Raw genomic sequence first — 23,965 nt, 5'->3', positions numbered from 1 at the left:
TCAAAATTCAGAAACGGGCGGAGAAACGATACCCCGTGCCGCGAACCGTTTGCACCATGCGATCATGGCCACTGTGTTCCAGCGCTTTACGCAGGCGGCGAATATGGACGTCTACCGTGCGGTCTTCCACATAGACGTTGGTTCCCCAGACGTGGTTCAGCAGCTGCTCGCGGCTGTACACACGCTCCGGATGGGTCATAAAGAAGTGCAATAATTTAAATTCCGTTGGCCCCATGTCCAGCGGACTTTCGCCGGTCATCACCCGGTGCGATGAGGGATCGAGGCTCAGCCCCTGCATTTCAATCACCTCTTCCACCGCCATCGGCGAAATACGGCGCATCACCGCTTTGATTCGCGCCACCAGCTCCTTCGGTGAGAAAGGCTTGGTAATGTAGTCGTCCGCCCCGGTCTCCAGGCCGCGAACGCGATCCTCTTCTTCTCCGCGCGCGGTCAGCATCACCACCGGAATATCCCGGGTCATCGCCTCGCGCTTGAGCAGCTTAATAAACTGCAGCCCCGAACCGCCCGGCAGCATCCAGTCAAGGAGAATCAAATCAGGCCAGGGTTCATTGAGTTGATTCACCGCGCTGTCATAATCTTCCGCTTCGACAGGCTGAAAGCCATTTTGCTCCAGAACAAAGCAGACCATTTCGCGGATTGGAGCTTCATCTTCAACGACCAGAATTCTTCTCGCCATTATTTACCCTGTGTTTTTTAGCCATCAGTATAGAAGTGCGGCGTCATTATGCGTCACTTTTGTGACAGATTTATGAAAAAAATGACCGTCTGACGATCGGGTATTTTGAAGCATGACGCGGACTTACCCCTCTCCGACAAATGGTATACTGCCGCTCATGCTTTTTTCGCTAGGGAAGATTTATGCGCATCCTTCACACCTCCGACTGGCACCTGGGCCAGAATTTTTACAGCAAAAGCCGTGCGGCCGAACATGACGCCTTCCTGACCTGGCTGCTGGCCCGCGCGCAGGAGCATGAAGTCGACGCCATCATCGTGGCCGGCGATATTTTTGATACCGGATCGCCGCCGAGCTACGCTCGCGAACTGTATAACCGCTTTGTCGTCCAGCTGCAGCAGACCGGCTGTCGCCTGGTGGTGCTGGCGGGCAACCACGATTCGGTGGCGATGCTCAATGAATCCCGCGATATCCTCGCCTTTTTACACACCACCGTCGTGGCGAACGCCGGCTGCCCGCCCATTGAGCTGCCGCGGCGCGACGGCACCCCAGGCGCTATCTTCTGCCCGGTGCCGTTTTTACGCCCGCGCGAGCTGGTCACCAGCCAGGCCGGCCACTCCGGTCGGGAAAAACAGCAGCAGCTGCTGCACGCCATCAGCGACTATTATCAGGAGCAGTATCAGCAGGCCTGCGCCCTGCGCGGCGATCGGCCGCTGCCCGTGATTGCCAGCGGCCATCTGACCACCGTCGGCGCCAGCAAAAGCGATGCCGTTCGCGACATTTATATCGGCACGCTGGATGCCTTCCCGGCGCAGCACTTCCCCCCTGCCGACTACATTGCGCTGGGCCATATTCACCGGGCGCAGGTGGTTGGCGGCTGCGAGCACATCCGCTACAGCGGCTCGCCGCTGCCGCTGAGCTTTGATGAAACCGGTAAAGCGAAATCGGTGCATCTGGTGAGCTTTAGCGATGGGCGACTCAGCGCCGTGGAGACCCTTGAGGTGCCCGTCACCCAGCCGCTGGCGGTCATCAAAGGCGATCTGGCCGCCATCACCGCCCAGCTGGCGCAGTGGCGCGGCGTTGAACAGGACCCGCCGGTGTGGCTGGATATCGAAATCACCACCGAGGAGTACCTGCACGATATTCAGCGTCATATTCAGGCGCTGACGGAGGATCTGCCGGTGGAAGTCTTGCTGGTGCGCCGCAGCCGCGAGCAGCGCGAGAAAATACTGCTCAACGCCCAGCGGGAGACCCTCAGCGAACTGAAGGTGGAAGAGGTGTTCGAGCGCCGGCTGGCGCTGACCGAGATTGACGATGAGAAGCGCGCACGGCTGCACGAGCTGTTCGCTCATACGCTGCATACGCTCACCGCGGAGGACGAAAACGCATGAAAATCCTCAGTCTGCGTCTGAAAAACCTCAACTCCCTGAAAGGGGAATGGAAGATAGACTTTACCGCCGAGCCGTTCGCCAGCAACGGCCTGTTCGCCATTACCGGCGCCACCGGCGCCGGGAAAACCACTCTGCTCGACGCCATTTGCCTCGCGCTCTATCACGAGACGCCGCGCCTGAATAAAGTCTCCCAGTCGCAAAATGACCTGATGACCCGCGATACCGCCGAGTGTCTGGCGGAGGTGGAGTTTGAAGTGAAAGGCATCGCCTACCGCGCCTTCTGGAGCCAGAACCGGGCGCGTAACCAGCCAGATGGCAACCTGCAGGCGCCCCGCGTCGAGCTGGCGCGCTGCGCCGACGGCAAAATCCTCGCCGATAAGGTCTCGGATAAGCTGGAGCAAACCGCGACGCTCACCGGCCTCGACTATGGCCGCTTCACCCGCTCGATGCTGCTCTCCCAGGGGCAATTTGCCGCCTTTCTGAACGCCAAGCCGAGCGATCGCGCGGAGCTGCTGGAGGAGCTGACCGGCACGGAAATCTACGGTCAGATTTCGGCGATGGTCTATGAGCAGCACAAAGCCGCTCGCCATACCCTGGAGAAGTTCGAAGCCCAGGCGGCGGGCATCGTCCTGCTGACGGAGGCCCAGCAGCAGGCGCTGCAGGAAAGTTTGCAGGTACTGACTGACGAAGAGAAAGCCCTGCTGGCGCAGCAGCAAAACCAGCAGCAGCAGCTTCAGTGGCTAACGCGTCGCGATGAGCTGGCGCAGCAGCAGCAGCAGGCGGTCAGCGGCCAGCAGCAGGCCCGTCAGGCGCTGGCCGACGCCGCGCCGGCGCTCGCCAGGCTTGAGCTGGCCCAGCCCGCCGCCCAGTTGCGCCCCTTATGGGAGCGTCAACAGGAGCACGCGGCAGGCCTGGCGCAAACCCGCCAGCGAATCAATGAAGTGAATGCTCGCTTACTTACCAGCACGGCGCTGCGCGCGCGCATTCGCCGCAGCGCCGTGCATGCCCAGCGGCAGCGTCAGGCTGAACTGGCCGACCTGGCGCAGTGGCTGGCGGCCCATGAGCGATTTCGCTTATGGGGCCAGGAGATCGCCGGCTGGCGGGCGCAATTTTCGCAGCTGACTCGGGATAATCAGCAGCTGACGGCCCAGACCACCCGCCTGGCCGCGCTGCGCCAGAAGCTGGCCGATCTGCCGGCCAGCCCTCTGTCGCTGACCGCCGATGACGTTGCGGCGGCGATGGCGCAGCAAACCCAGTCGCGACCGCTGCGCCAGCGGCTGCTCTCCCTTCATGAACAGCATCAGCTGCTGCGCAAGCGTCTGCGCCAGAACGCCGAAAGCGTACAGCAGGCGCAGGCGGAGCAGGCAAAACTCAACGCCACCCTGGCGCAGCGCCGGGAGCAGTACAAAGACAAAAACCAGCACTATCTCGACCTGAAGGCGCTCTGCCAGCGGGAAGAAACGATTAAAGATCTGGAAGGTTACCGCGCCCGGCTTGAGGCCGGTAAGCCCTGCCCGCTGTGCGGCTCCTGTGAACACCCGGCGATTGAACAATACGCCTCGCTGACGGTCACGGATAACCAGCGCCGCCGCGATGCGCTGGAAAAAGAGGTCGCCGCGCTGAAAGAAGAAGGTCTGCTGATCCTCGGGCAGGTCAACGCCCTGACGCAGCAGCTCCAGCGTGAAACCGAAGCGGCCGGGCGGCTCGCTGAGGAAGAGCAAGCGCTCACTAAAGCGTGGCAGGAAACCTGCGCCTCTCTTCAGGTCACACGGGATATTGCGCAAGAGATAAACGACTGGATACAGGAGCAGGAGCGCTACGAGCAACAGCTCTACCAGCTCAGCCAGCGCCTGATGCTGCAGAGCCAGCTTAACGATCAGGAGGCGCTGGCGCGCCAGGCTCAGCAGCAGCTGACGGCCACGCGTCAGGGGCTGGAGAGCGCCCTGCAGACCCTGACGCTGAACCTGCCGGAAGAAGGGACAGAAGCCGCCTGGCTGAACGCTCGCGAAAGCGAATTTGCCCAGTGGCAGGCGCAACAGACCCGGCATGGCGCCATTCAGGAGCAGATTGCCGCCCTGCAGCCGCTGCTGGAGACGCTGCCAGCCAGCGACGAGGCAGAGGCTGAAGCTGAGCCGGTGATTCCCGACAACTGGCGCGCTATCCATGAGGAGTGCCTGGCGTTGCACAGCCAGCTTGTCGCCCAGCAGCAGCTGGAGACCGAAGAGAAGGCGCGCCTGGACCAGTCGCAGGCGCAATTTACCGCCGCCCTGGCCGCCAGCCGCTTTAGCGATCGGCAGGCGTTTCTCGCCGCGCTGCTGGATGACGAGACCGTCCAGCGGCTGACGCAGTTAAAACAGACGCTGGAGCAGCAGCTCCAGCAGGCGACGGCGCTCTGCGAGCAGGCGACCCGTCAGCAGCAGGCGCACCTGGCGCTGCGTCCGCAAGGGACGGACGCGGACATCCCCGCCCTGCAAACCCAGCTGCAGGCCCTGGCCCAGCGGCTGCGGGACAACACCACCCGCCAGGGCGAGATCCGCCAGCAGCTCAGGCAGGACACAGAGAGCCGTCAACATCAGCAGGCGCTGGGGCGACAGATTGCAGAGGCGGCGCAGCGGGCGGATGACTGGGGCTATCTCAATTCGCTGATCGGCTCCAGCACCGGCGACCGGTTCCGCAAATTCGCCCAGGGGCTGACGCTGGATAATCTGGTCTGGCTGGCAAACCAGCAGCTTAACCGCCTGCACGGGCGCTATCTGTTGCAGCGCAAAGCCAGCGAAGCGCTGGAGCTGGAGGTTGTCGATACCTGGCAGGCCGACGCCGTACGCGACACCCGCACCCTCTCCGGTGGCGAAAGTTTCCTCGTCAGCCTGGCGCTGGCCCTGGCGCTGTCAGATCTGGTGAGCCATAAGACGCGAATTGATTCCCTGTTTCTTGATGAAGGCTTCGGCACCCTCGACAGCGAAACGCTGGACACGGCGCTGGACGCGCTGGACGCGCTGAACGCCAGCGGCAAGATTATCGGGGTGATCAGCCACGTGGAGGCGATGAAAGATCGCATTCCGGTGCAGATCAAAGTGAAGAAGATCAATGGCCTGGGCTACAGTCGGCTGGACAGAGCGTTTGCGGTGGAGTGAGGTTTGAATCATTGCGATGTCCCCTCACCCTAACCCTCTTCCGGAGCGAGAGGGTCGGGGTGAGGGGGAGCGGTTCAGGTCCCCTGGAGCGGCCACAGCCATGCCGCGCCGCGTACTCCGCTGGAGTCGCCGTGCATCGCTTTGCGGATCGGCGTTGCACACTCGCCGCCGAAGACCCACTGTTTCACCAGGTCCGGCACCGTCTGATACAGCCGCTCGACGTTGCTCATCCCGCCGCCCAGCACGATAACGTCCGGGTCGAGGATATTCACCACGTGGGCCAGCGATTTCGCCAGCCGCTGCTCGTAGCGGCTCAGCGCCAGTTCGGCTTTTTCGTCACCTTCCCCCACCAGGCGCATAATCTCGCTGCCGGTTAACCCCTTGCCGCTCAGCCGCTGGTAGTCAGTGGCAAAGCCGGTGCCGGAGATAAAGGTTTCGATACATCCCTGTTTACCGCAGTAGCAAGGCACTTCCGCACGGTAGCGCAACTCATCGTCGTTCATCCACGGCAATGGGTTATGTCCCCACTCGCCGGCGTTACCATTGCCGCCGATATGCGCCCGCCCGTTGAGCGCCACGCCCGCGCCGCAGCCGGTGCCGATAATCACCGCGAACACCGTGTGCGCCCCCGCCGCCGCGCCGTCCACCGCTTCCGACACCGCCAGACAGTTGGCGTCGTTAGCCAGCCGGACTTCACGGTCGAGGCGCAGGCTGAGGTCCTTATCAAAGGGCTGGCCGTTGAGCCAGGTCGAGTTGGCGTTTTTCACCACCCCGGTATAGGGCGAAATCGTGCCCGGGATCCCCATCCCCACGGTGCCACGCTGTCCGGTCGCCTGCTCGGCCATCGCCACCAGGGTGGCGATAGTCTCGATGGTTTGCCGGTAATCCTCCCGCGGCGTGGGTAACCGATGGCGAAACAGCTGCTCTCCCTGGTCGCTCAGGGCTATCACTTCGGTTTTTGTGCCACCTAAATCAATACCAATACGCACGCTCAGCTCCTCACCCCGATTAACAATGCAAGCATAGCGACAATTCGCTATCATGCCCGCCTGATTTAACGACAAAGCCGTGGAAATTATCATGCTGTGGTTCAAAAATTTAATGGTTTACCGTCTCAGCCGCGATATCGAATTGCGCGCCGAGGAGATGGAAAAACAGCTGGCCGAGCTGACATTTACCCCTTGTGGCAGCCAGGATATGGCGAAAACCGGTTGGGTATCGCCGATGGGATCGCACAGCGACGCGCTGACGCATACGGCGAACGGCCAGATCATTATCTGCGCGCGTAAAGAAGAAAAGATCCTGCCGTCGCCGGTGATCAAGCAGGCGCTGGAGGCGAAGATCCAGAAGCTGGAAGCCGATCAGGGGCGCAAGCTGAAGAAAACTGAGAAAGATTCCCTGAAAGATGAAGTGCTGCACTCGCTGCTGCCGCGCGCCTTCAGCCGCTTCAGCCAGACGATGATGTGGATCGACACCGTCAACGGCCTGATCATGGTGGACTGCGCCAGCGCGAAGAAAGCGGAAGATACCCTGGCCCTGCTGCGTAAAACCCTCGGCTCGCTGCCGGTGGTGCCGCTGACCCTGGAGAATCCGATTGAGCTGACGCTGACCGAGTGGGTCCGCTCCGGCACCGTGGCGCAGGGCTTCCAGCTGCTGGACGAAGCCGAGCTGAAAGCGATGCTGGAAGATGGCGGCGTGATCCGCGCCAAGAAGCAGGATCTGGTGAGCGACGAAATCGCTGTGCATATTGAGGCCGGGAAGGTCGTCACCAAGCTGGCGCTGGACTGGCAGCAGCGTATTCAGTTTGTGATCTGCGACGACGCGTCAATTAAGCGCCTCAAGTTCTGCGATGAATTACGCGACCAAAACGAAGATATCGATCGGGAAGATTTCGCCCAGCGCTTTGACGCCGACTTTATCTTAATGACCGGCGAACTGGCTGCCCTGATCCAAAGCCTGGTGGAAGGGCTCGGCGGCGAAGCGCAGCGCTAAGCGCCGCTTTCCTTCCTGCCTGGCAGGAAGGAAACATACAACCCGGCGGCAAGCGCCGGGCGTTACGCTGGCTTACAGATAGCGGCACAAATAAGAGGTTGGCTCAGCCACCTGCAGATGGAATTCGCTGTTGCCTGGCACATTGAAGACTTCGCCGGCGGCGTAAACTTTCCACTCAGTCTCACCCGGCAGCAGGACATTCAGCGCCCCGCTGACCACCGTCATCTCTTCCGGCTGCGCCGTACCAAAGGTGTATTCCCCTTCCGCCATCACGCCAACGCTGGCGCGACCGGTACTGCTGCTGGTGAAGCCAATGGATTTCACTTTTCCGTCAAAGTATTCATTGCTTTGAAGCATAAACAAGCCCTTCTGATCGTCGTTTAAAGGCTCAATATAGGGGGCGCTCCTTGCCCCTGTCACGTGAAATTAACACATTAGACTAATAGTTCTGCCGCCAGTCGGGAAACCAGCACATTCGACAGCAAAACCGGGACATCAAGGGCTTTTTGTAACACATCGCGATGATGCTGATAGTAACCAAGACAGTCGAGGACCAGCACGTCGGCGCCCTGCTCCAGCAGCGCTTTACCGGCGGTTAACAGCTCGCTGTCGCTACCGGTAAACGGGTTGGCCAGCGCGTAGTACGGCGACTTCTCCAGTGAATGCCACTTTTGTCGCTGCATGGGCATGATCTCTTCCACCGGCACGATCACCCCGACCTGGTGCCCATCAACGATCGACGCCACCAGCGGCGGAATGATCCGCTGCGGCTCGAGGAGGATCGCGTGGTGGGTGGTAAAACCGGTCAGCTGTTCGGAGCTGAGCAGCAGGATCACATCAAAATGCTGTCGATCCAGCATGGCGATCACGCTGCGAACATCACGTTCAATTTTTTGTCGCGACACCATCACCAGCTGGTTATCGCTGAGCAGGGTCAAGAGACCCTGTTCGCCGTCACCCACGGCGTACTCTGCCATCACGTCATCACGCGTCATCTCGCCCAGCAGGCTGATGTGAGCGATCTGTTCTTCCCTGATATGTTCGGTCAGGAGCGGTAATACTCCCGCCAGCGGCACAACGCCGATGGTCAAAATTGCCATCGTTGCACTACTCATATCATGTACCTTTTCACTACCACTGCTTCAACACAGGCTTACCACACACAGCATTCGCCCCCCTGGTGAGTAAAAATCAACCGTCGAGAAGCGTAGCAGCTCCACGCCGCAGTAGAATGTAAAGATTGCCCGGCGGCAGCGGCGCGCCTGAAAAATCCGTGTGTTAGATATTCATTAGTACGACTGATAAATAAAAAGTGTGAGGTATGCCCGATATTGCCCGCAGAGCAGGCAATCCGGGCTCAGGGGTTACGACTTGTCAGGATCTTCGTAGCGCCGCTTGGCATCCACGGCTTCCTGCTCGGTAGGATGTTCGCTGATCAGCGAATTGGGTTCAGGATAGTCCGCGCGAAGTTGATACCAGGTGACCGTCTGACCCTGCGGGCCTTTCTCTACCGCAACCACGCGCGCTTCTCTCGGATATGGGGGCCTGTTTGGCATAGTTCTTCCTTCTTCTGGTATCAGAACTATCAAGTATAGGCGCCCCTCGCCGCCTTAATGTAAGTAAATTCTTAACTTACCGGGGTGGCCGCCGCGCCGCACAGCATGGTCATAATCTGTTCCACCACCCGATCCGGGGCGGCCGTAGCATCGACAATATGATGGGCAGCGTCACGGTATAACGCTTCACGCTGCGCCAGCACCTCGCCCACTTCCTCACGCACCGGTTTCCCGGTGAGCGTCGGCCGCTGTTCGGCTTTCGGGTAGGCTTCCAGACGGTCAATCAGCGCCGATACCGACGCCTGCAGATAGATCACCACGCCGTTCTCCCGCATAAACTGGCGGTTACATTCCGCAAGAATGATGCCGCCGCCGGTGGCGATCACCGTATTCGGCAGGGTCACGGCCTTCAGCGACAGAGTCTCCAGCTCGCGAAAGCGCGCCCATCCTTCCGCCTGCACGATCTCCGCCACCGTCCGCTGCTCATGGGCCTGCAGCCGATGATCGGTATCGGAGAACTGAAAATGCCGCGCTCGCGCCAGCGCATGGCCGACGGTGGTTTTACCGCAGCCGCGTGGCCCGATGAGAAAGATTGGCTGTGTCATAACCGAAGACCCCCTGGTTCCGTCTGTCGCAAAAAAAGGAAAACGAAAGAACGTATTATCGCTGTCTGTTCCGCAACGCATACGTAAAGAAAACGTTACACAACTTCTTTACACCCCATCACCACAGTGAGACAAGGGGTTCTTGATGTAAACTTATCATTGCATGTACTGTTTAACCAGCTTTACTTTCTGCCGGGCGTTATTTTTTATCCGCTGCTGGCGTAAACGGTAACACATTTATGCATAGCTTTACGAAGCAACATATTTACAACATCGTGTTTCAGACGCACCCTGATGCCTATTCGACAGTGTGACAGAGGAATGTAACATGCAATCTGAAGAACAACGCCTTATTGATGGACTGTTTTCCCGGCTGAAAGAGGCTGAGGCGCACAGTGCATCGCGCGATGCCAGCGCCGAGGAGCGGATTGCCCAACACGTGAGCGCGCAGCCGGCGGCCCCCTACTATATGGCGCAAACCATTCTTATCCAGGAAGCCGCGATTAAACAGCTCAACGATCGCATCCAGGCGCTGGAGAGCCAGGTCAGCCAGCTGCAGGCGGCGAAGCCCAGCAGCGGCGGATTCCTCTCCGGCCTGTTTGGCGGCGGCGGCTCGTCACGCGGTTCTGACCCGATCCCGGGCGCGGAGCAATACGGTCGCCCGCAGGCCAGCGCGCAGCCGCAGTATGCCCCACAGCAGCAGCAGAGCTATGCCCCGCAGGCTGCCGCACGCGGCGGCGGCTTTATGGCGGGCGCGCTGCAAACGGCCGCAGGCGTAGCGGGCGGCGTGGTGCTGGGCAATATGCTGACCAATATGTTCAGCGGCTCGCACCCGCAGGAGATTGTTAATATCATCGAAGAGAAGCCGCAGCCTGATGCCGCCGCGCAGGACGCCGCCGCAGGTGACGATCCGTTCCGTCAGGGAGACGATCAGTTCCTTGCCGACAACACCTGGAACGACGACTTCGACGCCGGCTTTGGCGATGATGTTATCGGCAGCGATGACGACAGCTGGGTTTAACCCTGCTGACGTTTAACCGCCAGCAACCACTTCTCCAGCTCGGCGGCAAACTGTTGCCGATCGCGCTGCGATAAACTATCCGGGCCGCCGGTCTGAACGCCGCTGGCCCGTAATGTCTCCATAAAATCCCGCATCGTCAGCCGCTCGCGGATCGTCGCCTCGCTGTAGCGCTCTCCGCGCGGATTGAGCGCCGCCCCGCCCTTCGCCAGCACCTCCGCCGCCAGCGGAATATCTGCGGTGATCACTAAATCCCCCGCCGCGCACTGACGGACGATTTCGTTATCCGCCACGTCAAAACCCTGCTCAACCCGCAGGGTGCGGATGAAACGCGACGGCGGTACGCGCAGCGGCTGGTTCGCCACCAGCGTCAGCGGCGTCTGGGTCCGCTCTGCCGCGCGGAACAATATCTCTTTAATCACGTTCGGACACGCGTCTGCATCCACCCAAATGGCCATGCCAGCTCCTGTTACCTGCAATAAGTGCCGCCAATGTTACCTGCTTTTCTCCCCCATGAAAGCGCCAGGATGATAAGCTAATCAGATCGTAACGAAAAAAGCAGAGGGGAATGGTGATGGATAAGAAAATTGGCTTTATCGGCTGCGGCAATATGGGTAAGGCCATTCTGGGTGGACTGATCGCCAGCGGCCAGGTACAGCCGGGACAAATCTGGGTCTACACCCCGTCGCCGGACAAGGTTGCGGCTCTGCGCGACCAGTACGGCATCAACGCCGCCGATAGCGCCCAGGAAGTGGCGCAGATTGCCGATATCGTCTTCGGCGCGGTGAAGCCGGGGATCATGACCAAAGTGCTGGGCGATATCGCCTCCAGCCTGAATAAAGAGTCGCTGGTGGTCTCTATCGCCGCCGGCGTCACGCTTGACCAGCTGGCGCGCGCGCTCGGCCACGATCGCAAAATTATTCGCGCGATGCCCAATACGCCGTCGCTGGTTAACGCCGGCATGACCTCCGTTACGCCAAATGCGCTGGTGAGCAGCGAAGATGTGGCCGAAGTGCTGACCATTTTCCGCTGCTTTGGCCAGGCGGAGCAAATTGCCGAACCGATGATCCATCCGGTGGTCGGCGTTAGCGGCTCCGCGCCGGCCTATGTCTTTATGTTTATCGAAGCGATGGCCGATGCCGCCGTGCTCGGCGGAATGCCGCGCGCTCAGGCTTACAAATTCGCCGCTCAGGCGGTGATGGGCTCCGCCAAAATGGTGCTGGAGAGCGGTGAGCATCCGGGGACGCTGAAAGATATGGTCTGCTCTCCTGGCGGGACCACCATCGAAGCCGTGCGCGTGCTGGAAGAGAAAGGCTTCCGCTCCGCGGTGATCGAAGCCATCACCCAGTGCATGGAAAAATCAGAGAAACTGAGCCGCTCCTGAAGCTGAGCAGGCGGGCTGCAAGCCCTGAGAGGTCAAAGAACAAGGGAGCGCGCGCGCTCCCTTTTTTTCAGGCTTTCTTCAGGCAGCTACTCATGAAGGTGTTGCGTTCATCGCCCTTCAGTGATTTTGCCGAAGCCGCTTTGTTGCAGTCGCTCATCTTCTGCTGCTGAGGCGTGAGGGTCTTTCCTTGCGGCGTGGTGGTCTCTTTTTTCAGGCACTGGCTCATAAAGGTTTTGCGCTCATCCCCCTTCAGCGCCTTGGCTGACGCTTGCTGATTGCAGTCCGTCATCTTTTGCTGCTGGGGAGTAGGCGTTTTTTCTGCCGCGCCAACCGCGCTGATAAAGATCAAGCCAAACAGTAGGGTCATCAGTAAGGTTATTTTCATCGCACCATCCTTCTGTGAGTGGAACGTTGTAAGTCTGGACGCAGATAGAAAAAAAACCAGCCGGTGACGCGAATTCGCCACCGGCAGCGACTTATTTGAGACTCAGGGCCGCTTTCATGGTCGAGAAGAGGTCGGTCTGGTCGGTCAGGCCGACGACGTTAGCCGCATGCGGACCGTAGGCCGCAATGCGCAGCTGGGTGCCGGTGTGCTCCATCGACTCTTCCTCGGAGTTACCGTAACTCATCACCATCACCGCGCCATCGTGCGTGTTCAGGGCCTGGGTCAGCCCCGGGGCTTTGCTATCCGCCGGGATAATCTGGCTGGCGTGCGCATGGTCGGCGGTGACGATCACCAGGGTATTGCCGTCTTTTTTGGCAAATTCCAGCGCCTTCTGCACCGCCTCGTCGAGGTCCACGGTTTCGCCGATCTGGCCGCACGGATTCGCCGCATGATCCTGCTTATCGATGGAGGCGCCTTCCACCTGCAGGAAGAAGCCTTTCTCGTTGCGGCTCAGCAGGTCAATCGCTTTCTCCGTCATCTGCGCCAGCGTCGGCACCGAGGCGTCGCGCTTCGGGTTTGGCGTACAGGTCACCGGCGGCTTATCGATATTACCGTGATAAGACGCCTTCGGCCCTTCCCAGCGTACCGGCATATTGCCGTCGGCGAAGAGTCCCAGCAGCGGTTTATCCTGGCTGGCTGCCGTCGCGGCGGCAAGAGAGGCCGCGTCGGTCACAATCTGGTAGCCGCGCGCTTCCGCCTGCTCGCGCAGGGTTTTGCCCTGCCACTCGCCCGCCGTCGCCGTTTCGGCAAAGGTCTTCGCGCCGCCGCCCAGGGTGACATCCGGCCGGGCGTTCAGCAGCTGTTCGGTAATGGAGCCTTTGCCCCCTTTCTCCAGCGCATTACTGGGGCATTTTTCGCTGGTGACCGTGGGGCCGTAGCATTTACGCGATGTCACATGCGCCACCAGCGCCGCGGGGGTGGCGTCCTGCAGCTCGGCGGTAGAAACGTTGCCGGTGGCCAGGCCCGCCGCTTTCGCCAGCTCGAGGATGGTCTGATGCGCGTTCTCATGAATATCGACGCCCAGCGCGCCGTTATAGGTCTTCACGCCGGTGGTCCAGGCGGTGGCGGAGGCCGCCGAGTCGGTGACGTAGTCCGGTTTACCGGTTTTTTTATCCAGCGAATAGTGCGTGTACTGCCCGGTTAACGGCAGGGCGTCAATGCCTTTAAAGAAACCGCCCGCCCCTTCCGCATAATTTCGCGCAGCGGTAATTTCAGAATCACCCATGCCATCGCCAATCAGCAAAATAACGTTTTTGGCCGGCTTATTGATTATCGAGGCGCGCAGCGCTTCGGTTTGATCGCCCGTTAAACGACGCGCGCCGCCGGGAGTGGTGATATCTCCCTGGGCAGCGCGATTTTCCAGAACCGGCGCGGCAGTAGTTTCCGCATGAATAACCGGCGAGCCCAGCAGAGGCAGCAGGGCAATAAACAGGGCGCTTAATTTCACTTTTGTCATCTCCATGTAAAAAATACTTAAAAAAACAAAACGTGGGAGACTTTATAAAAGGGAGATGACAGAAAAATGACGGCATCCTTGTCGCGTCGCAAAGATTAGCTACGAGGATGCCGCAACAGCTTCTTTAGATATTGCTGCAGCAGGATGGCATCCTGGTCGTTGACCGGCGGACAGGGCGTCACCTGGTCTATCGCCTGCTCAATATCCTGAATCAATGCCTGCTGGGCATCATGCTCCATATGGCGCAATAATGCGGTGACCACGATCTCCAGCGCTTCAACCTGCACCGTCAGTTCCTTTGCTTCTTCTTCCTTTTGCGCCAGTTTAACCAGTAACTCAGCAATGAGATTCTTCATAGCACCAGTTCCTTATGCGAGGTCTGTTTTTCGATTGAGATGTCATACCCGATGACGGACCTCAGAATTACTTAAAATAAGAATCGTCGCAACACCCAATATACAGCGAAACGTTTTACCACAACAAAATACCACTATAAATAGTATTGTTTAATCATGAGCGGCGCTGTTTATAACCAAAGTGCGTCGGAAATAATAAAACGGAATAGCGCTCACGCCATGGCGATAACAAAAAGTAATGATAAATCTACTGTCGGGGAAAAACGCTGACGGTATGGCGTTAAATACCGTCAGCCGAGGTTCAGGCCTTCGCCCGGCGGGTGCGGCGCAGCATCCATGCCAGCTGCCAGAGGTTGATGAAGACGATAATGGCGGTGGCAATAAATACCCAGCGGAAGCCGGCCATCGCCGATACGGAGGCGCCAATCAGCGGCCCGGCGACGTTGCCCAGATACATAAACGACTGGTTATAGCCAAAGATGCGCCCGGTGACGCTGTCGCTACTGTATTTCAGCAGCAGGGTCTGCACCGCCGGAAGCATCGCGCCATCGGCAAAGCCGAGCAGAAAACGTAGCGTCCCCAGCTGCAGCGGGGTGGTGACAAAGGACATGGCGAAGAACATCACCACCGCGCAACAGAGCGTCGCCAGCAGGATCCGCGAAGTGCCGATGCGGTCGCCAAGCTTACCCAGCCGTGGGGCAGAGATCAGCGCCGACACCCCGGGCACCGCGGCGATCATCCCGGCCAGAAAAGCGATATTGTTGCTGTCCGGCGCCATCGACTTGATAAACAGCGCCAGGATCGGGCCAATTGAGCCGTTGCACAACTGGATCACCAGGGTGGTGAAAAAGAGGCTGATCACCAGCCCCGGATAGGGCAAGGAGGCAAAGACCTGTTTCCCGGTGAGACGATCGGTTTTGCTGACCGGCGGGCGGCCCCCCTCTTTGATCAGAAACAGGGTGACCAGAAAACTGATGGTCAGCAGGATCGCCGTAATAAAAAAGACCATCCGCAGCCCGACGTGGTCCGCCAGGAAACCGCCCAGCAGCGGGCCGCCGATCACCCCGCTGATTTGCGCCGTCGACAGGGTGCTCAGCGCCCAGCCGCTACGCTCGCGCGGCACCTGGGAGGCCACCAGCGCCATGGCGTTGGGGATATAACCGGAGGTTAAGCCCATGATCGCCCGCAGGATAAACAGCTGCCAGACGTTGGTGGCGAAGGCCTGAAGTAAAATGGCGATCGCCATTCCCAGCGAGGCGCGCAGCAGCATCAGCTTGCGGCCTTTGCGGTCCGCGAGGCTCCCCCACATCGGCGAGACGATCGCCGAGACCAGAAAGGTGACGCTGAAGGTCAGCCCCGACCACATCGACAGCGCTTCATGCGAGGTGACGCCCAGCTGGGAGACGTAGAGGGGTAAAAAGGGGAGAATTTGACTGATCGCCAGGCCGGTAAAAAAGCACCCAAACCAGACGGAGATGAGATTAACCTTCCAGGATTCCATAACTACGCGTATTCATTAATGATTTGCCAATTATTACCTAGCTTAGCAATTTCATTCCACTGGTGTACTACCATAGATGCGCTGGCGGTGAGTTTGGTGTTTTATGAATGCGCATGAGAGGCTGACGAAGCATTTTCTGGTTATTCAGGCTGCTCACAGGGCTTTATGCTCAAAAGCAGAAGCCCTGCCCCCGCATCCCAAAGTGAAAATGGTTGGCGTGCGCCGCGTTGTACTCCGGCCCCAGCGCGTTGCCGAAGTAAGGGCAGCTGTTGCTCAACAGCGCTGCCAGCCAGGGGTGAGAGCGCTCGCTGCGCCAGCCCTGCAGGACGCTGATGCGTCTGCCGTCCGTCAGGCGGAAGCCGCTGACATCAAGGGCATCCGCCGTCGCGTGTTCACTGCGCCGCGCCTGTTCCCGATGGTAGATATTACGGCAGGCGAAGCTGCCGAGATGATCGATCTGGCGCAGATCGCTGGCCATCAGCTGACGGGTCAGCGGCTTCGCCTGCTGTTCGACGTACAGCGCGCTGCTGAGCGCCAGCGGGCAGCTGGCGAGGAAACTGCTGCTCAGCTGCACCGAGCCAAAATTAGCTACCCGCACCACGTTACGCAGCGGGCAGGCGCCCTCGCTGTCGGCCACCGGCTGGCTGACGATGAGCCGCCGGCGGTTGGCCTCCGCCAGCAGAGAGGCGCACTGGTCGGCCGTCAGGCTGCGCAACTTGAACGACGTCAGCCAGCCCGGGGGATCGTCAAGGGCCAGCGGCGCCAGCGGATTCAGGTGTGGCGGCAGATAGCGATATCCCACCAGGCCCGCGCCGAGCAGCCCGGCCAGCACCAGCAGCGTCTTTCCTCTCACGCCCGCTCCCGTCAATTGATCAGGTAAATATTATGGCAGGCAGGCGGCGGTTTCACATGGTATGTTATGCCCTTTGATGTAATCTGGATGGAAGTTGAAATGGCAAAGATGAGGGTTGGGATCGTTTTTGGCGGTAAGTCGGCAGAGCATGAAGTGTCGCTGCAGTCAGCGAAGAATATCGTGGAAGCGATTGATAAATCACGCTTCGATGTGGTTCTGTTGGGGATTGATAAACAGGGGCTATGGCACATCAACGACGCCGGCAACTACCTGCTCAATGCTCAGGATCCTGCCCGCATCGCCCTGCGCCCTTCAACGGTGACTCTGGCGCAGATCCCGGGCCGTGAAGCGCAGCAGCTGATTAACGCCGAAAGCGGCCAGCCGCTGGCGGCCATCGATGTGATTTTCCCCATCGTCCACGGCACGCTGGGCGAAGACGGCTCCCTGCAGGGGATGCTGCGCATGGCCAATCTGCCTTTCGTCGGATCCGATGTGCTGGGCTCTGCGGCCTGTATGGACAAAGATGTGACCAAACGCCTGCTGCGCGACGCCGGGCTCGCCGTCGCCCCGTTTATCACCCTGACCCGCGCCAACCGCGCGCAGTTTAGCTTTGCCGATGTCGAAGCGAAGCTGGGCCTGCCGCTGTTCGTTAAGCCGGCCAACCAGGGATCGTCGGTTGGCGTCAGCAAAGTTAAAAACGAAGAGCAGTACCATCAGGCGGTGGCCCTGGCCTTTGAATTTGACCATAAAGTGGTGGTAGAGCAAGGCATTCAAGGCCGGGAAATTGAGTGTGCGGTGCTGGGTAACGACCACCCGCAGGCCAGTACCTGCGGCGAAATTGTCCTCAACAGCGAGTTTTACGCTTACGACACCAAATATATCGACGACCAGGGCGCGCAGGTGGTGGTCCCCGCCGCTATCGCCCCGGAGATCAACGACAAGATCCGCGCTATCGCGGTGCAGGCTTACCAGGCCCTGGGCTGCAGCGGCATGGCCCGCGTCGACGTCTTCCTCACCGCCGACAACGAGGTGGTGATCAACGAGATCAACACCCTGCCGGGCTTCACCAACATCAGCATGTATCCGAAGCTGTGGCAGGCCAGCGGCCTCGATTACACCAGTCTGATCACTCGCCTGATTGAGCTGGCGCTGGAGCGCCATGCCGCGGACCGGGCGCTGAAAACCTCCATGAACTAAAACGCGTTTACCCCGCCTGGCAGCGGCGGCCTCAGGCCTCTTCTGCCGGGCGGCGGCGGATCACAAAGCCCGCGATCCAGAAGCTTATCACCCAGGTGACCAGACCGACGGCGTAAGATTGCCAGCCCTGCGTCTCAAACCCCAGCAGCCCCACCACGCCATTTAGAATAAAAATTAACCCCAGCGCCACCGCGTAGTAGTGCCAGTCACGGCGAATTTTATCAGTGAGCTTCATGCGGCCTCCAACAGCAAAAAACGCATCTTCGCATAGCCGCCCGCGGCGGTCTGTAGCGATATGGAGAATGTTGCTGGATTGCGACGCCGGTCTCCCTTTTCCCTTCCTGTGGCGCGGTTAACACTACGGCGAAAACAGGATTATTCCTGGAGGGCAATTACCAGCAATCTGATACTGGCGACGGCGTCGCACTGCCAGAATACCTGCCATAGAGCTGGAGAAAAAACCAGCAGTACAGAGGTGGGAGGGCCTATGGCTGAATTCAGTTTTTCAAAATCGCTTTTGGGAAATAAAAAAAGAGGGGCGCTGACCGGCAGCCATGTCGCTTACGGACTGTTCGTCCTGATCTGCTGCTGGGCCGGCGCGCAGATGCTCAGCATGCTGATCCACGCCCCGGGAGTCTTTGAGCGCCTGATGCAGGCCCAGGACGCCAGCCGTCCGCAGGTCGATATCAGCCTCGCCGTTGGCACCCTCTTTGGCCTGATCCCTTTTCTGATCGGCTGCTCGTTCATCGGGCTGCTGGCACTCATTGTGCGCTGGCGTCGGCGCCGTTAACGCCGCGCCATACAGCTTGCCCGCCGCTCATCGACCCGTTTCGCAAACCACGCCGTCGTCAGATTACGGGTGATTTTCGGACTCTCAAGCTGGATCCCCGGCAACATCTCCCGCGGCAGGGTTTTGCCCGTTTTTTTATCCGCGAGGCGGAAAACCTGTTGATAGAGGTCGGTCTTCTCAAACGCCAGGCTGTCGCCCTTTTTCAGCTGGCTATGGATCTCGCTGTCGCTCATCCCCAGCTGGCCCGCCAGGCGGCGCACCGCCAGCTCGGTGCTGCCCGGCTCATCGCTGTCATAGCGGATAAGGTCGCCGTCGAGCGCCAGTTTCACCCCGCTGGCTTTCACCACCGAGTTCTGGAAGGCGGCGTTACGGCTGGCATACCAGCCGGCGTTAAAGTCGGCAAAACGGTACAGCGGCACGCTGTAGCTGGCCGGGTAGTTCAGCAGATGATAGGTGCCAAACCACAGGCCGCCGCGCAGGCTGAAGACCTCCTGGCGCACCGTACCGTTCATTTTCCACGGGTAGCCGGAGGTGTGCTGCTCGGCAAAGGCGATGCTGACCTGCATTGGGCCGCCGGTGTGCACCGGGTTCAGGGAGCCGAACAGCTTCTGCCCCATCGGCACCATCCCGATAAAGTCATCAAAAATAGCGCTCAGCTGCTTTTCCGTCTTCACGTTGTCCAGACGGTCGCTGTAGCTTTTGCCGTTTGGCGAGGTGATCTTCAGCGCGGTATGGACCAGAAACAGCGGAATGTGCATTTTTTCCGCCCGGCGGTCGATCTCCTGCCAGGCGATTTTATTCAGCCCCGGCACCACCGGGTCGGACTGATAATTGGACTCCTGCTGCGCGACCGCCAGCACCGAGCAGACGTTCTCTTCCGTCGGCGCCAGCTTCTGGCTGTCAAAGGCGGTGGCGATGGCTTGCGCCCAGGCCTCCCGATCCTTCACGCTGGCGGGCATTTTCTGCCGCACCACCGACGCCACGTCAACGGGCTTCTCGCCCTCTTTCAACACCGGCGCCTGTTGGCTGGTACAGGCGCTTAGCACCACGGCCGCCAGCAGCGTCAATGAACCGGGTATAATGCGCGATAAACGTGCGGCCATCCTGCTTCCTTGTCTTGATTAACGTAATGTCGGGATCGCTTCCTGCAGCGGTTTGCCGTCCAGTTCGCGCTCAAAGCTGCGCAGACGTTTGTAGATGGACATCAGTTCCACCAGCGTCGTCCACGAGCTGATCAGGTACTGGAACGAACCGCGCACCTGGCCGAAAACGTTGGTAATTTGCGTCATCAGCCCGAGGGTAATCGTACCGGCAACGATCGACGGAAACAGCAGGAAAAGGCCGAAAACGTTATCCACCTGCAGATAGAGAATGCGGGCGATATTGAAATACATATAGTGGAAATAGAGACGGAAATAGTTGCGACGCACCGCGCTGAACAGCTCGCGCACCGTCGGCGGCGTGGCGCGGGTTTCATCGTCCTCGCCGTAGACCAGCTCTTTACGATAGGCCGCTTCCACGCGCTGGTTTTTAAACTCCAGACCCGGCAGCTTAATCCCCACCACCGCCAGCAGGCCGGTCCCCATCAGCGACCAGACGATCGCGGCAATCACCAGGCCATACGGCAAGTGACCGACGATGGGCAGGTCGGGAACGTGTTGCGAGAGCGTCACCAGCACCGGCAGGAAGGCGATCAGGGTCATCACCGCGTTGATAAAGCTCACGCCCATATCCTCCAGGGTGGAGGCAAAGCGCATGGTGTCTTCCTGCACACGCTGCGCGGCGCCTTCGATATGGCGCAGATGCTGCCAGTGGGCCATGTAGTGTTCGTTCATCGCCGTGCGCCAGCGGAAGACGTAGTGGCTGACGAAGAAGTTGTTCATCACGCCGATGATCACCGCGATGAGCGCGATGCCGAGAAAGATGCCGATCTCATGATAAAACTGGTTGATGCTGACCTTATGCGGGGTGGCCAGCGCGCTCTGGATCAGGTCATAGAACGGCGCATACCAGGCGTTGATCGCCACCCCCACTTCCACCAGAAACCAGGTGACGAAGATGATGAGCGACGTGCCGAGAATCGACCAGTACTGCCAGCGATGCGGGCAGTAGACAAACCAGAACAGCGCAAACACGCCGACGCAAAACAGATAGTAAGCGTAGAACACCAGATAGTTGAGCGACCAGAAGCGCGCCGCGCTGATCGCCACATCCTGCGATGCCCCGGTGACCCGCAGCAGCCAGTCGCCGCCGCCCGCCTGCCAAAAGATCACCGCCAGCAGCGACCAGATAAAGGCAGAAATAAAAAACGGCCCCGGTTTGGGGAAAAAAGATTTAAACATCATTGTCTCCTGCTAACTTCTTATCGTTCTGCTATTGCTGTATACGACGCATACGTCGGCCGCCGCGTGAAAGCGTTCTCGCGGGGCAGACGGATGATAAGACCGGATATCAACAGCTTAGTTCTGCTGCCAGGCGTGCAGAATTGTTTCTGTGGGTTTCACCTGTAAAGGATTGCCAGGAACGGTCAGCGTACGCCACACCTCATTGTAGTGGGCGATGAGCGTCGCGGCCTGCGCGGCGGGGCGGTTGGCGGTGGTGTGGGCATCTTCCGCGATAACAATGCCGTATCCGCGGCTGGCGCCGTTTTTAATGGTGGTGTCGAGGCAGTAGTCGGTGGCGCAACCGCAGATGACAAACTGCTGAATGTCGTGTTCCCGCAGCACCTGCTCCAGCGAGGTGTGATAGAAGGCGTCGCAGGCGGTTTTAGTGACATAGAGCGCGCCGGCCGGCTGCTCCAGCTCAGGGAGCAGGGCGAAGCCTTCGCTGCCGGCTTCGAGGCCGCCGGCCTCATCATGTTGAATAAAAATGACCTTATCCGCCGCGCGCACCAGACGATTAATTTGCGCGACGCAGCGCTCGCGCGCCAGACGCGGCGTGGCGAACACGCCGTTTTGCATATCCACGACCATCACTACCCGTTGAGCCGCCATTGTTTTCTCCCGCGAACCTTCAGCCAAACGGTCATCATACGCGCCGGCGAAAAAAGCCGATATCCGAAAGCGTAAAAAAGTCTTTTTTACGCACCGTTACCTTTTTCCTGCAGGAATGTCGTGAATCCCGCTTTGTTCTGCGCCACTTCGTAGTATAAATACCCTCTTCTCTTTTATTTATTTAATGGATGATTTCCGTTGAAACGTAGTTTGCTCATTTTTGCTGCGCTGTGCGCGGCGTCGTGGACCTCGGCGCAGGCCGTACAGCCCACCGTTGACCCGGTTTTCGCCTCGGATGTGGTCGATCGTTACGCCAATCATATCTACTACGGCAGCGGCGCCACCGGCATGGCGCTGGTGGTGATCGATGGCAATCAGCGTGTGTTTCGCAGCTTTGGCGAAACCCGCCCCGGGAATAATCAGCACCCGCAGCTCGACTCGGTGATCCGTATCGCCTCCCTCAGCAAACTGATGACCAGCGAGATGCTGGTGAAGCTGCTCGACCAGGGGGTGGTGAAACTCGACGATCCGCTGAGCAAATACGCCCCGCCGGGCGCCCGGGTGCCTGACTGGCAGGGAAAACCGATCACCCTGGTGAATCTCGCGACCCATACCAGCGCCCTGCCGCGCGAACAGCCTGGCGGCGCCGCCCATCGCCCGGTGTTTGTCTGGCCGACCCGCCAGCAGCGCTGGAGCTGGCTCTCTACCGCGACCCTGAAGACCGCGCCGGGCTCGCAGGCGGCCTACTCCAACCTGGCCTTCGATTTGCTGGCGGACGCGCTCTCCACCGCCGCCGGCAAACCTTATCCGCAGCTATTTGAAGAGCAGATCACCCGACCGCTGGGGATGAAGGACACCACCTTTACCCCGTCGCCGGACCAGTGCCAGCGGCTGATGATCCCGGAAAAAGGCGCCAGCCCGTGCAATAACACCCTGGCGGCGATCGGCAGCGGCGGAGTCTACTCGACGCCGGGGGATATGATGCGCTGGATGCAGCAGTTCCTGTCATCCGATTTCTATACCCGCGGCCAGCAGGCCGACCGGATGCAGACGCTGATTTATCAGCGTAACCAGCTGACCCGGGTGATCGGTATGGACGTGCCGGGCCGCGCCGACGCGCTGGGGCTTGGCTGGGTGTATATGAAGCCGAAGAATGGCCATCCGGGGATTATTCAGAAAACCGGCGGCGGCGGCGGGTTTATCACCTATATGGCGATGAATCCGCAGGCTAACGTCGGCGCTTTTGTGGTGGTGACCCGCTCGCCGTTAACCCGCTTCAACAATATGAGCGATGGCATCAACGACCTGGTCAGCGAGCTGAGCGGCGCGCAGCCCAACATGCAGACGGCCAGCCAGTAAGCCCGGAGGAGGTTTCGCCGATGCGACATAACGATCGTTTTGGCGAAACATCCCGCTGCCATTTCAGTTACACTACCGTCTTTCATTTCACAAAATCAGGCAAACCATGACAGATTTAATCACTCGCCCCCGCCGCCTGCGTCAATCCGCTGCGCTGCGCGCCCTGTTTGAAGAGACAACACTGAGTTTGAACGACCTGGTGTTGCCGATCTTTGTTGAAGAAGAAATTGATGATTACAAAGCGATCGAGGCTATGCCCGGCGTGATGCGTATTCCGGAAAAATATCTGGCGCGTGAGATCGAACGCATCGCCAATGCCGGCATTCGCTCGGTGATGACCTTTGGCATTTCTCATCACACCGACGCCACCGGCAGCGATACCTGGAATGAAAATGGTCTGGTGGCGCGTATGTCGCGGATCTGTAAGTCCACGGTGCCGGAGATGATCGTCATGTCCGATACCTGCTTCTGCGAATACACCTCCCACGGCCACTGTGGCGTGCTGTGCGACCACGGGGTGGACAACGACGCGACCCTGGAAAATCTTGGCAAACAGGCCGTTGTCGCCGCCGCCGCCGGCGCGGACTTCATCGCCCCTTCCGCCGCGATGGATGGTCAGGTGCAGGCAATTCGCCGCTCGCTGGACGCTGCCGGATTCACCAATACGGCGATCATGTCCTACTCGACCAAGTTCGCGTCTTCCTTCTACGGCCCGTTCCGCGAAGCGGCCGGTACCGCGCTGAAGGGCGATCGTAAAACCTATCAGATGAGCCCGATGAACCGCCGGGAAGCCATTCGCGAGTCGCTGCTCGATGAAGCCCAGGGCGCCGACTGCCTGATGGTGAAACCGGCTGGCGCCTACCTGGATATTCTCCGCGATATCCGCGAGCGCAGCGATCTGCCGCTCGGCGCGTATCAGGTCAGCGGGGAGTACGCGATGATCAAATTCGCTGCCCAGGCGGGCGCTATCGATGAAGAGAAAGTGGTTCTGGAAAGCCTTGGCGCGATCAAACGCGCGGGCGCCGACCTGATCTTCAGCTATTTCGCCCTCGACCTGGCCGAGAAAAAAATCCTCCGTTAAGCCTCCCTCTCCCCGGTGGCGCTACGCTTACCGGGGCTACCAAACCTCATCCCCGGTGCGCTGTATTTATCGCGACCACCACACCGTAGCCCGGATAAGGCGCTTGCGCCGCTATCCGGGGACAGGCGCTAATCAATATCTGTAGCTAAAACTTTGCGCG

General features: G+C 59.6%; 25 protein-coding genes. 9 read left to right on the top strand and 16 right to left on the bottom strand.

Features of this window, described 5'->3' with window-relative positions:
* Positions 1 to 7 precede the first annotated feature (7 nt).
* A complete protein-coding gene (gene phoB / locus ABLV52_RS19675) occupies positions 8 to 697 on the bottom strand; it encodes a phosphate response regulator transcription factor PhoB (RefSeq protein WP_004204861.1) in 690 nt (229 codons plus the stop codon).
* 182 nt (positions 698 to 879) lie between these two features.
* Between phoB and sbcD the strand changes: the two genes are divergently transcribed.
* Together sbcD and sbcC are read left to right on the top strand one after the other, a co-directional pair.
* A complete protein-coding gene (gene sbcD / locus ABLV52_RS19670) occupies positions 880 to 2,085 on the top strand; it encodes an exonuclease subunit SbcD (protein WP_023288580.1) in 1,206 nt (401 codons plus the stop codon).
* The gene (sbcC, locus tag ABLV52_RS19665; protein ID WP_348890845.1) at positions 2,082 to 5,219 is read left to right on the top strand and encodes an exonuclease subunit SbcC; all 3,138 of its coding nucleotides are present in this window, start codon (positions 2,082 to 2,084) and stop codon (positions 5,217 to 5,219) included. The genes sbcD and sbcC overlap by 4 nt, the downstream gene beginning before the upstream one ends.
* A gap of 74 nt (positions 5,220 to 5,293) precedes the next feature.
* Here the strand turns inward: sbcC and mak are convergent, their stop codons facing one another.
* On the bottom strand, positions 5,294 to 6,208 hold the full coding sequence (gene mak, locus ABLV52_RS19660) for a fructokinase (RefSeq protein ID WP_023288578.1): 915 nt from the start codon (positions 6,206 to 6,208) through the stop codon (positions 5,294 to 5,296).
* Positions 6,209 to 6,299: 91 nt separating this feature from the next.
* On the opposite strand from mak, the gene rdgC reads away from it, so the two are divergent.
* Positions 6,300 to 7,211 carry a recombination-associated protein RdgC gene (gene rdgC / locus ABLV52_RS19655; protein ID WP_002890285.1) on the top strand — a complete coding sequence of 304 codons (912 nt, stop codon included), beginning with the start codon at positions 6,300 to 6,302 and terminating at the stop codon, positions 7,209 to 7,211.
* Positions 7,212 to 7,283: 72 nt separating this feature from the next.
* Here the strand turns inward: rdgC and ppnP are convergent, their stop codons facing one another.
* The 4 genes from ppnP to aroL all read right to left on the bottom strand — a co-directional run bounded on the left by ppnP (position 7,284) and on the right by aroL (position 9,372).
* On the bottom strand, positions 7,284 to 7,568 hold the full coding sequence (gene ppnP, locus ABLV52_RS19650; RefSeq protein WP_002890284.1) for a pyrimidine/purine nucleoside phosphorylase: 285 nt from the start codon (positions 7,566 to 7,568) through the stop codon (positions 7,284 to 7,286).
* Positions 7,569 to 7,645: 77 nt separating this feature from the next.
* Entirely contained in the window at positions 7,646 to 8,326 is a 681-nt protein-coding gene (locus tag ABLV52_RS19645; RefSeq protein WP_072096489.1) for an AroM family protein, read from the bottom strand.
* A gap of 249 nt (positions 8,327 to 8,575) precedes the next feature.
* Positions 8,576 to 8,767: a YaiA family protein gene (locus ABLV52_RS19640; protein ID WP_008805350.1), complete on the bottom strand. Its 192-nt coding sequence runs from the start codon at positions 8,765 to 8,767 to the stop codon at positions 8,576 to 8,578.
* A gap of 71 nt (positions 8,768 to 8,838) precedes the next feature.
* Positions 8,839 to 9,372: a shikimate kinase AroL gene (gene aroL / locus ABLV52_RS19635; protein ID WP_023288577.1), complete on the bottom strand. Its 534-nt coding sequence runs from the start codon at positions 9,370 to 9,372 to the stop codon at positions 8,839 to 8,841.
* A gap of 328 nt (positions 9,373 to 9,700) precedes the next feature.
* On the opposite strand from aroL, the gene ABLV52_RS19630 reads away from it, so the two are divergent.
* The gene (locus tag ABLV52_RS19630) at positions 9,701 to 10,393 is read left to right on the top strand and encodes a DUF2076 domain-containing protein (RefSeq protein WP_348890844.1); all 693 of its coding nucleotides are present in this window, start codon (positions 9,701 to 9,703) and stop codon (positions 10,391 to 10,393) included.
* Here the strand turns inward: ABLV52_RS19630 and ABLV52_RS19625 are convergent.
* Positions 10,390 to 10,848, bottom strand: coding sequence for a YaiI/YqxD family protein (locus ABLV52_RS19625; protein ID WP_004204870.1), 459 nt, complete (start codon positions 10,846 to 10,848; stop codon positions 10,390 to 10,392). The two genes, ABLV52_RS19630 and ABLV52_RS19625, sit on opposite strands and share 4 nt — an antisense overlap.
* Before the next feature lie 116 nt (positions 10,849 to 10,964).
* On the opposite strand from ABLV52_RS19625, the gene proC reads away from it, so the two are divergent.
* Positions 10,965 to 11,774 (top strand): pyrroline-5-carboxylate reductase, encoded by an 810-nt coding sequence (gene proC / locus ABLV52_RS19620; RefSeq protein ID WP_335892895.1) that lies wholly within the window; start codon positions 10,965 to 10,967, stop codon positions 11,772 to 11,774.
* A gap of 67 nt (positions 11,775 to 11,841) precedes the next feature.
* On the opposite strand, the gene psiF is transcribed toward proC, so the two are convergent.
* The 5 genes from psiF to ABLV52_RS19595 form a co-directional block, all read right to left on the bottom strand.
* Positions 11,842 to 12,159: a phosphate starvation-inducible protein PsiF gene (gene psiF / locus ABLV52_RS19615; protein WP_023288573.1), complete on the bottom strand. Its 318-nt coding sequence runs from the start codon at positions 12,157 to 12,159 to the stop codon at positions 11,842 to 11,844.
* A 91-nt stretch (positions 12,160 to 12,250) separates the two neighbouring features.
* Complete coding sequence (phoA, locus tag ABLV52_RS19610; RefSeq protein WP_032428614.1) at positions 12,251 to 13,681, bottom strand: alkaline phosphatase; 1,431 nt, start codon at positions 13,679 to 13,681, stop codon at positions 12,251 to 12,253.
* A gap of 89 nt (positions 13,682 to 13,770) precedes the next feature.
* Positions 13,771 to 14,031, bottom strand: coding sequence for an anti-adapter protein IraP (gene iraP / locus ABLV52_RS19605; RefSeq protein ID WP_004204875.1), 261 nt, complete (start codon positions 14,029 to 14,031; stop codon positions 13,771 to 13,773).
* Positions 14,032 to 14,332: 301 nt separating this feature from the next.
* Complete coding sequence (locus ABLV52_RS19600; protein WP_023288571.1) at positions 14,333 to 15,532, bottom strand: multidrug efflux MFS transporter; 1,200 nt, start codon at positions 15,530 to 15,532, stop codon at positions 14,333 to 14,335.
* Positions 15,533 to 15,701: 169 nt separating this feature from the next.
* The gene (locus tag ABLV52_RS19595) at positions 15,702 to 16,385 is read right to left on the bottom strand and encodes an extensin family protein (RefSeq protein WP_348890843.1); all 684 of its coding nucleotides are present in this window, start codon (positions 16,383 to 16,385) and stop codon (positions 15,702 to 15,704) included.
* A 99-nt stretch (positions 16,386 to 16,484) separates the two neighbouring features.
* Between ABLV52_RS19595 and ddlA the strand changes: the two genes are divergently transcribed.
* Positions 16,485 to 17,582 (top strand): D-alanine--D-alanine ligase, encoded by a 1,098-nt coding sequence (gene ddlA / locus ABLV52_RS19590; protein ID WP_023288569.1) that lies wholly within the window; start codon positions 16,485 to 16,487, stop codon positions 17,580 to 17,582.
* Between the two features lie 31 nt (positions 17,583 to 17,613).
* Here the strand turns inward: ddlA and ABLV52_RS19585 are convergent, their stop codons facing one another.
* Entirely contained in the window at positions 17,614 to 17,817 is a 204-nt protein-coding gene (locus ABLV52_RS19585) for a DUF2754 family protein (RefSeq protein WP_004204881.1), read from the bottom strand.
* Positions 17,818 to 18,069: 252 nt separating this feature from the next.
* Here ABLV52_RS19585 and ABLV52_RS19580 point away from each other — a divergent pair, with 252 nt between their 5' ends.
* Positions 18,070 to 18,372 carry a YaiY family protein gene (locus ABLV52_RS19580; protein ID WP_023288568.1) on the top strand — a complete coding sequence of 101 codons (303 nt, stop codon included), beginning with the start codon at positions 18,070 to 18,072 and terminating at the stop codon, positions 18,370 to 18,372.
* On the opposite strand, the gene ABLV52_RS19575 is transcribed toward ABLV52_RS19580, so the two are convergent.
* From ABLV52_RS19575 to ABLV52_RS19565, 3 genes are all read right to left on the bottom strand, one after another.
* Positions 18,369 to 19,475: a DUF1615 domain-containing protein gene (locus tag ABLV52_RS19575; protein ID WP_348890842.1), complete on the bottom strand. Its 1,107-nt coding sequence runs from the start codon at positions 19,473 to 19,475 to the stop codon at positions 18,369 to 18,371. The genes ABLV52_RS19580 and ABLV52_RS19575 overlap by 4 nt on opposite strands.
* An 18-nt stretch (positions 19,476 to 19,493) precedes the next feature.
* Positions 19,494 to 20,714, bottom strand: a complete 1,221-nt coding sequence (gene sbmA / locus ABLV52_RS19570; RefSeq protein ID WP_032453450.1) for a peptide antibiotic transporter SbmA — start codon at positions 20,712 to 20,714, stop codon at positions 19,494 to 19,496.
* A 117-nt stretch (positions 20,715 to 20,831) separates the two neighbouring features.
* Positions 20,832 to 21,344: an isochorismatase family protein gene (locus tag ABLV52_RS19565; protein WP_072096510.1), complete on the bottom strand. Its 513-nt coding sequence runs from the start codon at positions 21,342 to 21,344 to the stop codon at positions 20,832 to 20,834.
* Positions 21,345 to 21,563: 219 nt separating this feature from the next.
* Between ABLV52_RS19565 and ampH the strand changes: the two genes are divergently transcribed.
* Entirely contained in the window at positions 21,564 to 22,724 is a 1,161-nt protein-coding gene (gene ampH, locus ABLV52_RS19560) for a D-alanyl-D-alanine-carboxypeptidase/endopeptidase AmpH (RefSeq protein WP_023288566.1), read from the top strand.
* 106 nt (positions 22,725 to 22,830) lie between these two features.
* On the top strand, positions 22,831 to 23,805 hold the full coding sequence (gene hemB, locus ABLV52_RS19555) for a porphobilinogen synthase (RefSeq protein WP_002890201.1): 975 nt from the start codon (positions 22,831 to 22,833) through the stop codon (positions 23,803 to 23,805).
* Positions 23,806 to 23,965: the final 160 nt, after the last annotated feature.

It is taken from the genome of Klebsiella sp. GB_Kp056, assembly GCF_040064755.1.
In the GTDB taxonomy this organism is placed as follows: Bacteria; Pseudomonadota; Gammaproteobacteria; order Enterobacterales; family Enterobacteriaceae; genus Klebsiella; species Klebsiella quasipneumoniae.
The sequence above is the reverse complement of the archived record's forward strand: the minus strand, read 5'-3'. Positions and strand labels throughout refer to the sequence as shown.

Coding starts and splice junctions, on each gene's coding strand:
- phoB (WP_004204861.1), bottom strand. CDS start 697: ATGGCGAGAAGAATTCTGGTCGTTGAAGATGAAGCTCCAATCCGCGAA.
- sbcD (WP_023288580.1), top strand. CDS start 880: ATGCGCATCCTTCACACCTCCGACTGGCACCTGGGCCAGAATTTTTAC.
- sbcC (WP_348890845.1), top strand. CDS start 2,082: ATGAAAATCCTCAGTCTGCGTCTGAAAAACCTCAACTCCCTGAAAGGG.
- rdgC (WP_002890285.1), top strand. CDS start 6,300: ATGCTGTGGTTCAAAAATTTAATGGTTTACCGTCTCAGCCGCGATATC.
- ppnP (WP_002890284.1), bottom strand. CDS start 7,568: ATGCTTCAAAGCAATGAATACTTTGACGGAAAAGTGAAATCCATTGGC.
- ABLV52_RS19645 (WP_072096489.1), bottom strand. CDS start 8,326: ATGAGTAGTGCAACGATGGCAATTTTGACCATCGGCGTTGTGCCGCTG.
- ABLV52_RS19640 (WP_008805350.1), bottom strand. CDS start 8,767: ATGCCAAACAGGCCCCCATATCCGAGAGAAGCGCGCGTGGTTGCGGTA.
- aroL (WP_023288577.1), bottom strand. CDS start 9,372: ATGACACAGCCAATCTTTCTCATCGGGCCACGCGGCTGCGGTAAAACC.
- ABLV52_RS19630 (WP_348890844.1), top strand. CDS start 9,701: ATGCAATCTGAAGAACAACGCCTTATTGATGGACTGTTTTCCCGGCTG.
- ABLV52_RS19625 (WP_004204870.1), bottom strand. CDS start 10,848: ATGGCCATTTGGGTGGATGCAGACGCGTGTCCGAACGTGATTAAAGAG.
- proC (WP_335892895.1), top strand. CDS start 10,965: ATGGATAAGAAAATTGGCTTTATCGGCTGCGGCAATATGGGTAAGGCC.
- psiF (WP_023288573.1), bottom strand. CDS start 12,159: ATGAAAATAACCTTACTGATGACCCTACTGTTTGGCTTGATCTTTATC.
- phoA (WP_032428614.1), bottom strand. CDS start 13,681: ATGGAGATGACAAAAGTGAAATTAAGCGCCCTGTTTATTGCCCTGCTG.
- iraP (WP_004204875.1), bottom strand. CDS start 14,031: ATGAAGAATCTCATTGCTGAGTTACTGGTTAAACTGGCGCAAAAGGAA.
- ABLV52_RS19600 (WP_023288571.1), bottom strand. CDS start 15,532: ATGGAATCCTGGAAGGTTAATCTCATCTCCGTCTGGTTTGGGTGCTTT.
- ddlA (WP_023288569.1), top strand. CDS start 16,485: ATGGCAAAGATGAGGGTTGGGATCGTTTTTGGCGGTAAGTCGGCAGAG.
- ABLV52_RS19585 (WP_004204881.1), bottom strand. CDS start 17,817: ATGAAGCTCACTGATAAAATTCGCCGTGACTGGCACTACTACGCGGTG.
- ABLV52_RS19580 (WP_023288568.1), top strand. CDS start 18,070: ATGGCTGAATTCAGTTTTTCAAAATCGCTTTTGGGAAATAAAAAAAGA.
- ABLV52_RS19575 (WP_348890842.1), bottom strand. CDS start 19,475: ATGGCCGCACGTTTATCGCGCATTATACCCGGTTCATTGACGCTGCTG.
- sbmA (WP_032453450.1), bottom strand. CDS start 20,714: ATGTTTAAATCTTTTTTCCCCAAACCGGGGCCGTTTTTTATTTCTGCC.
- ABLV52_RS19565 (WP_072096510.1), bottom strand. CDS start 21,344: ATGGTCGTGGATATGCAAAACGGCGTGTTCGCCACGCCGCGTCTGGCG.
- hemB (WP_002890201.1), top strand. CDS start 22,831: ATGACAGATTTAATCACTCGCCCCCGCCGCCTGCGTCAATCCGCTGCG.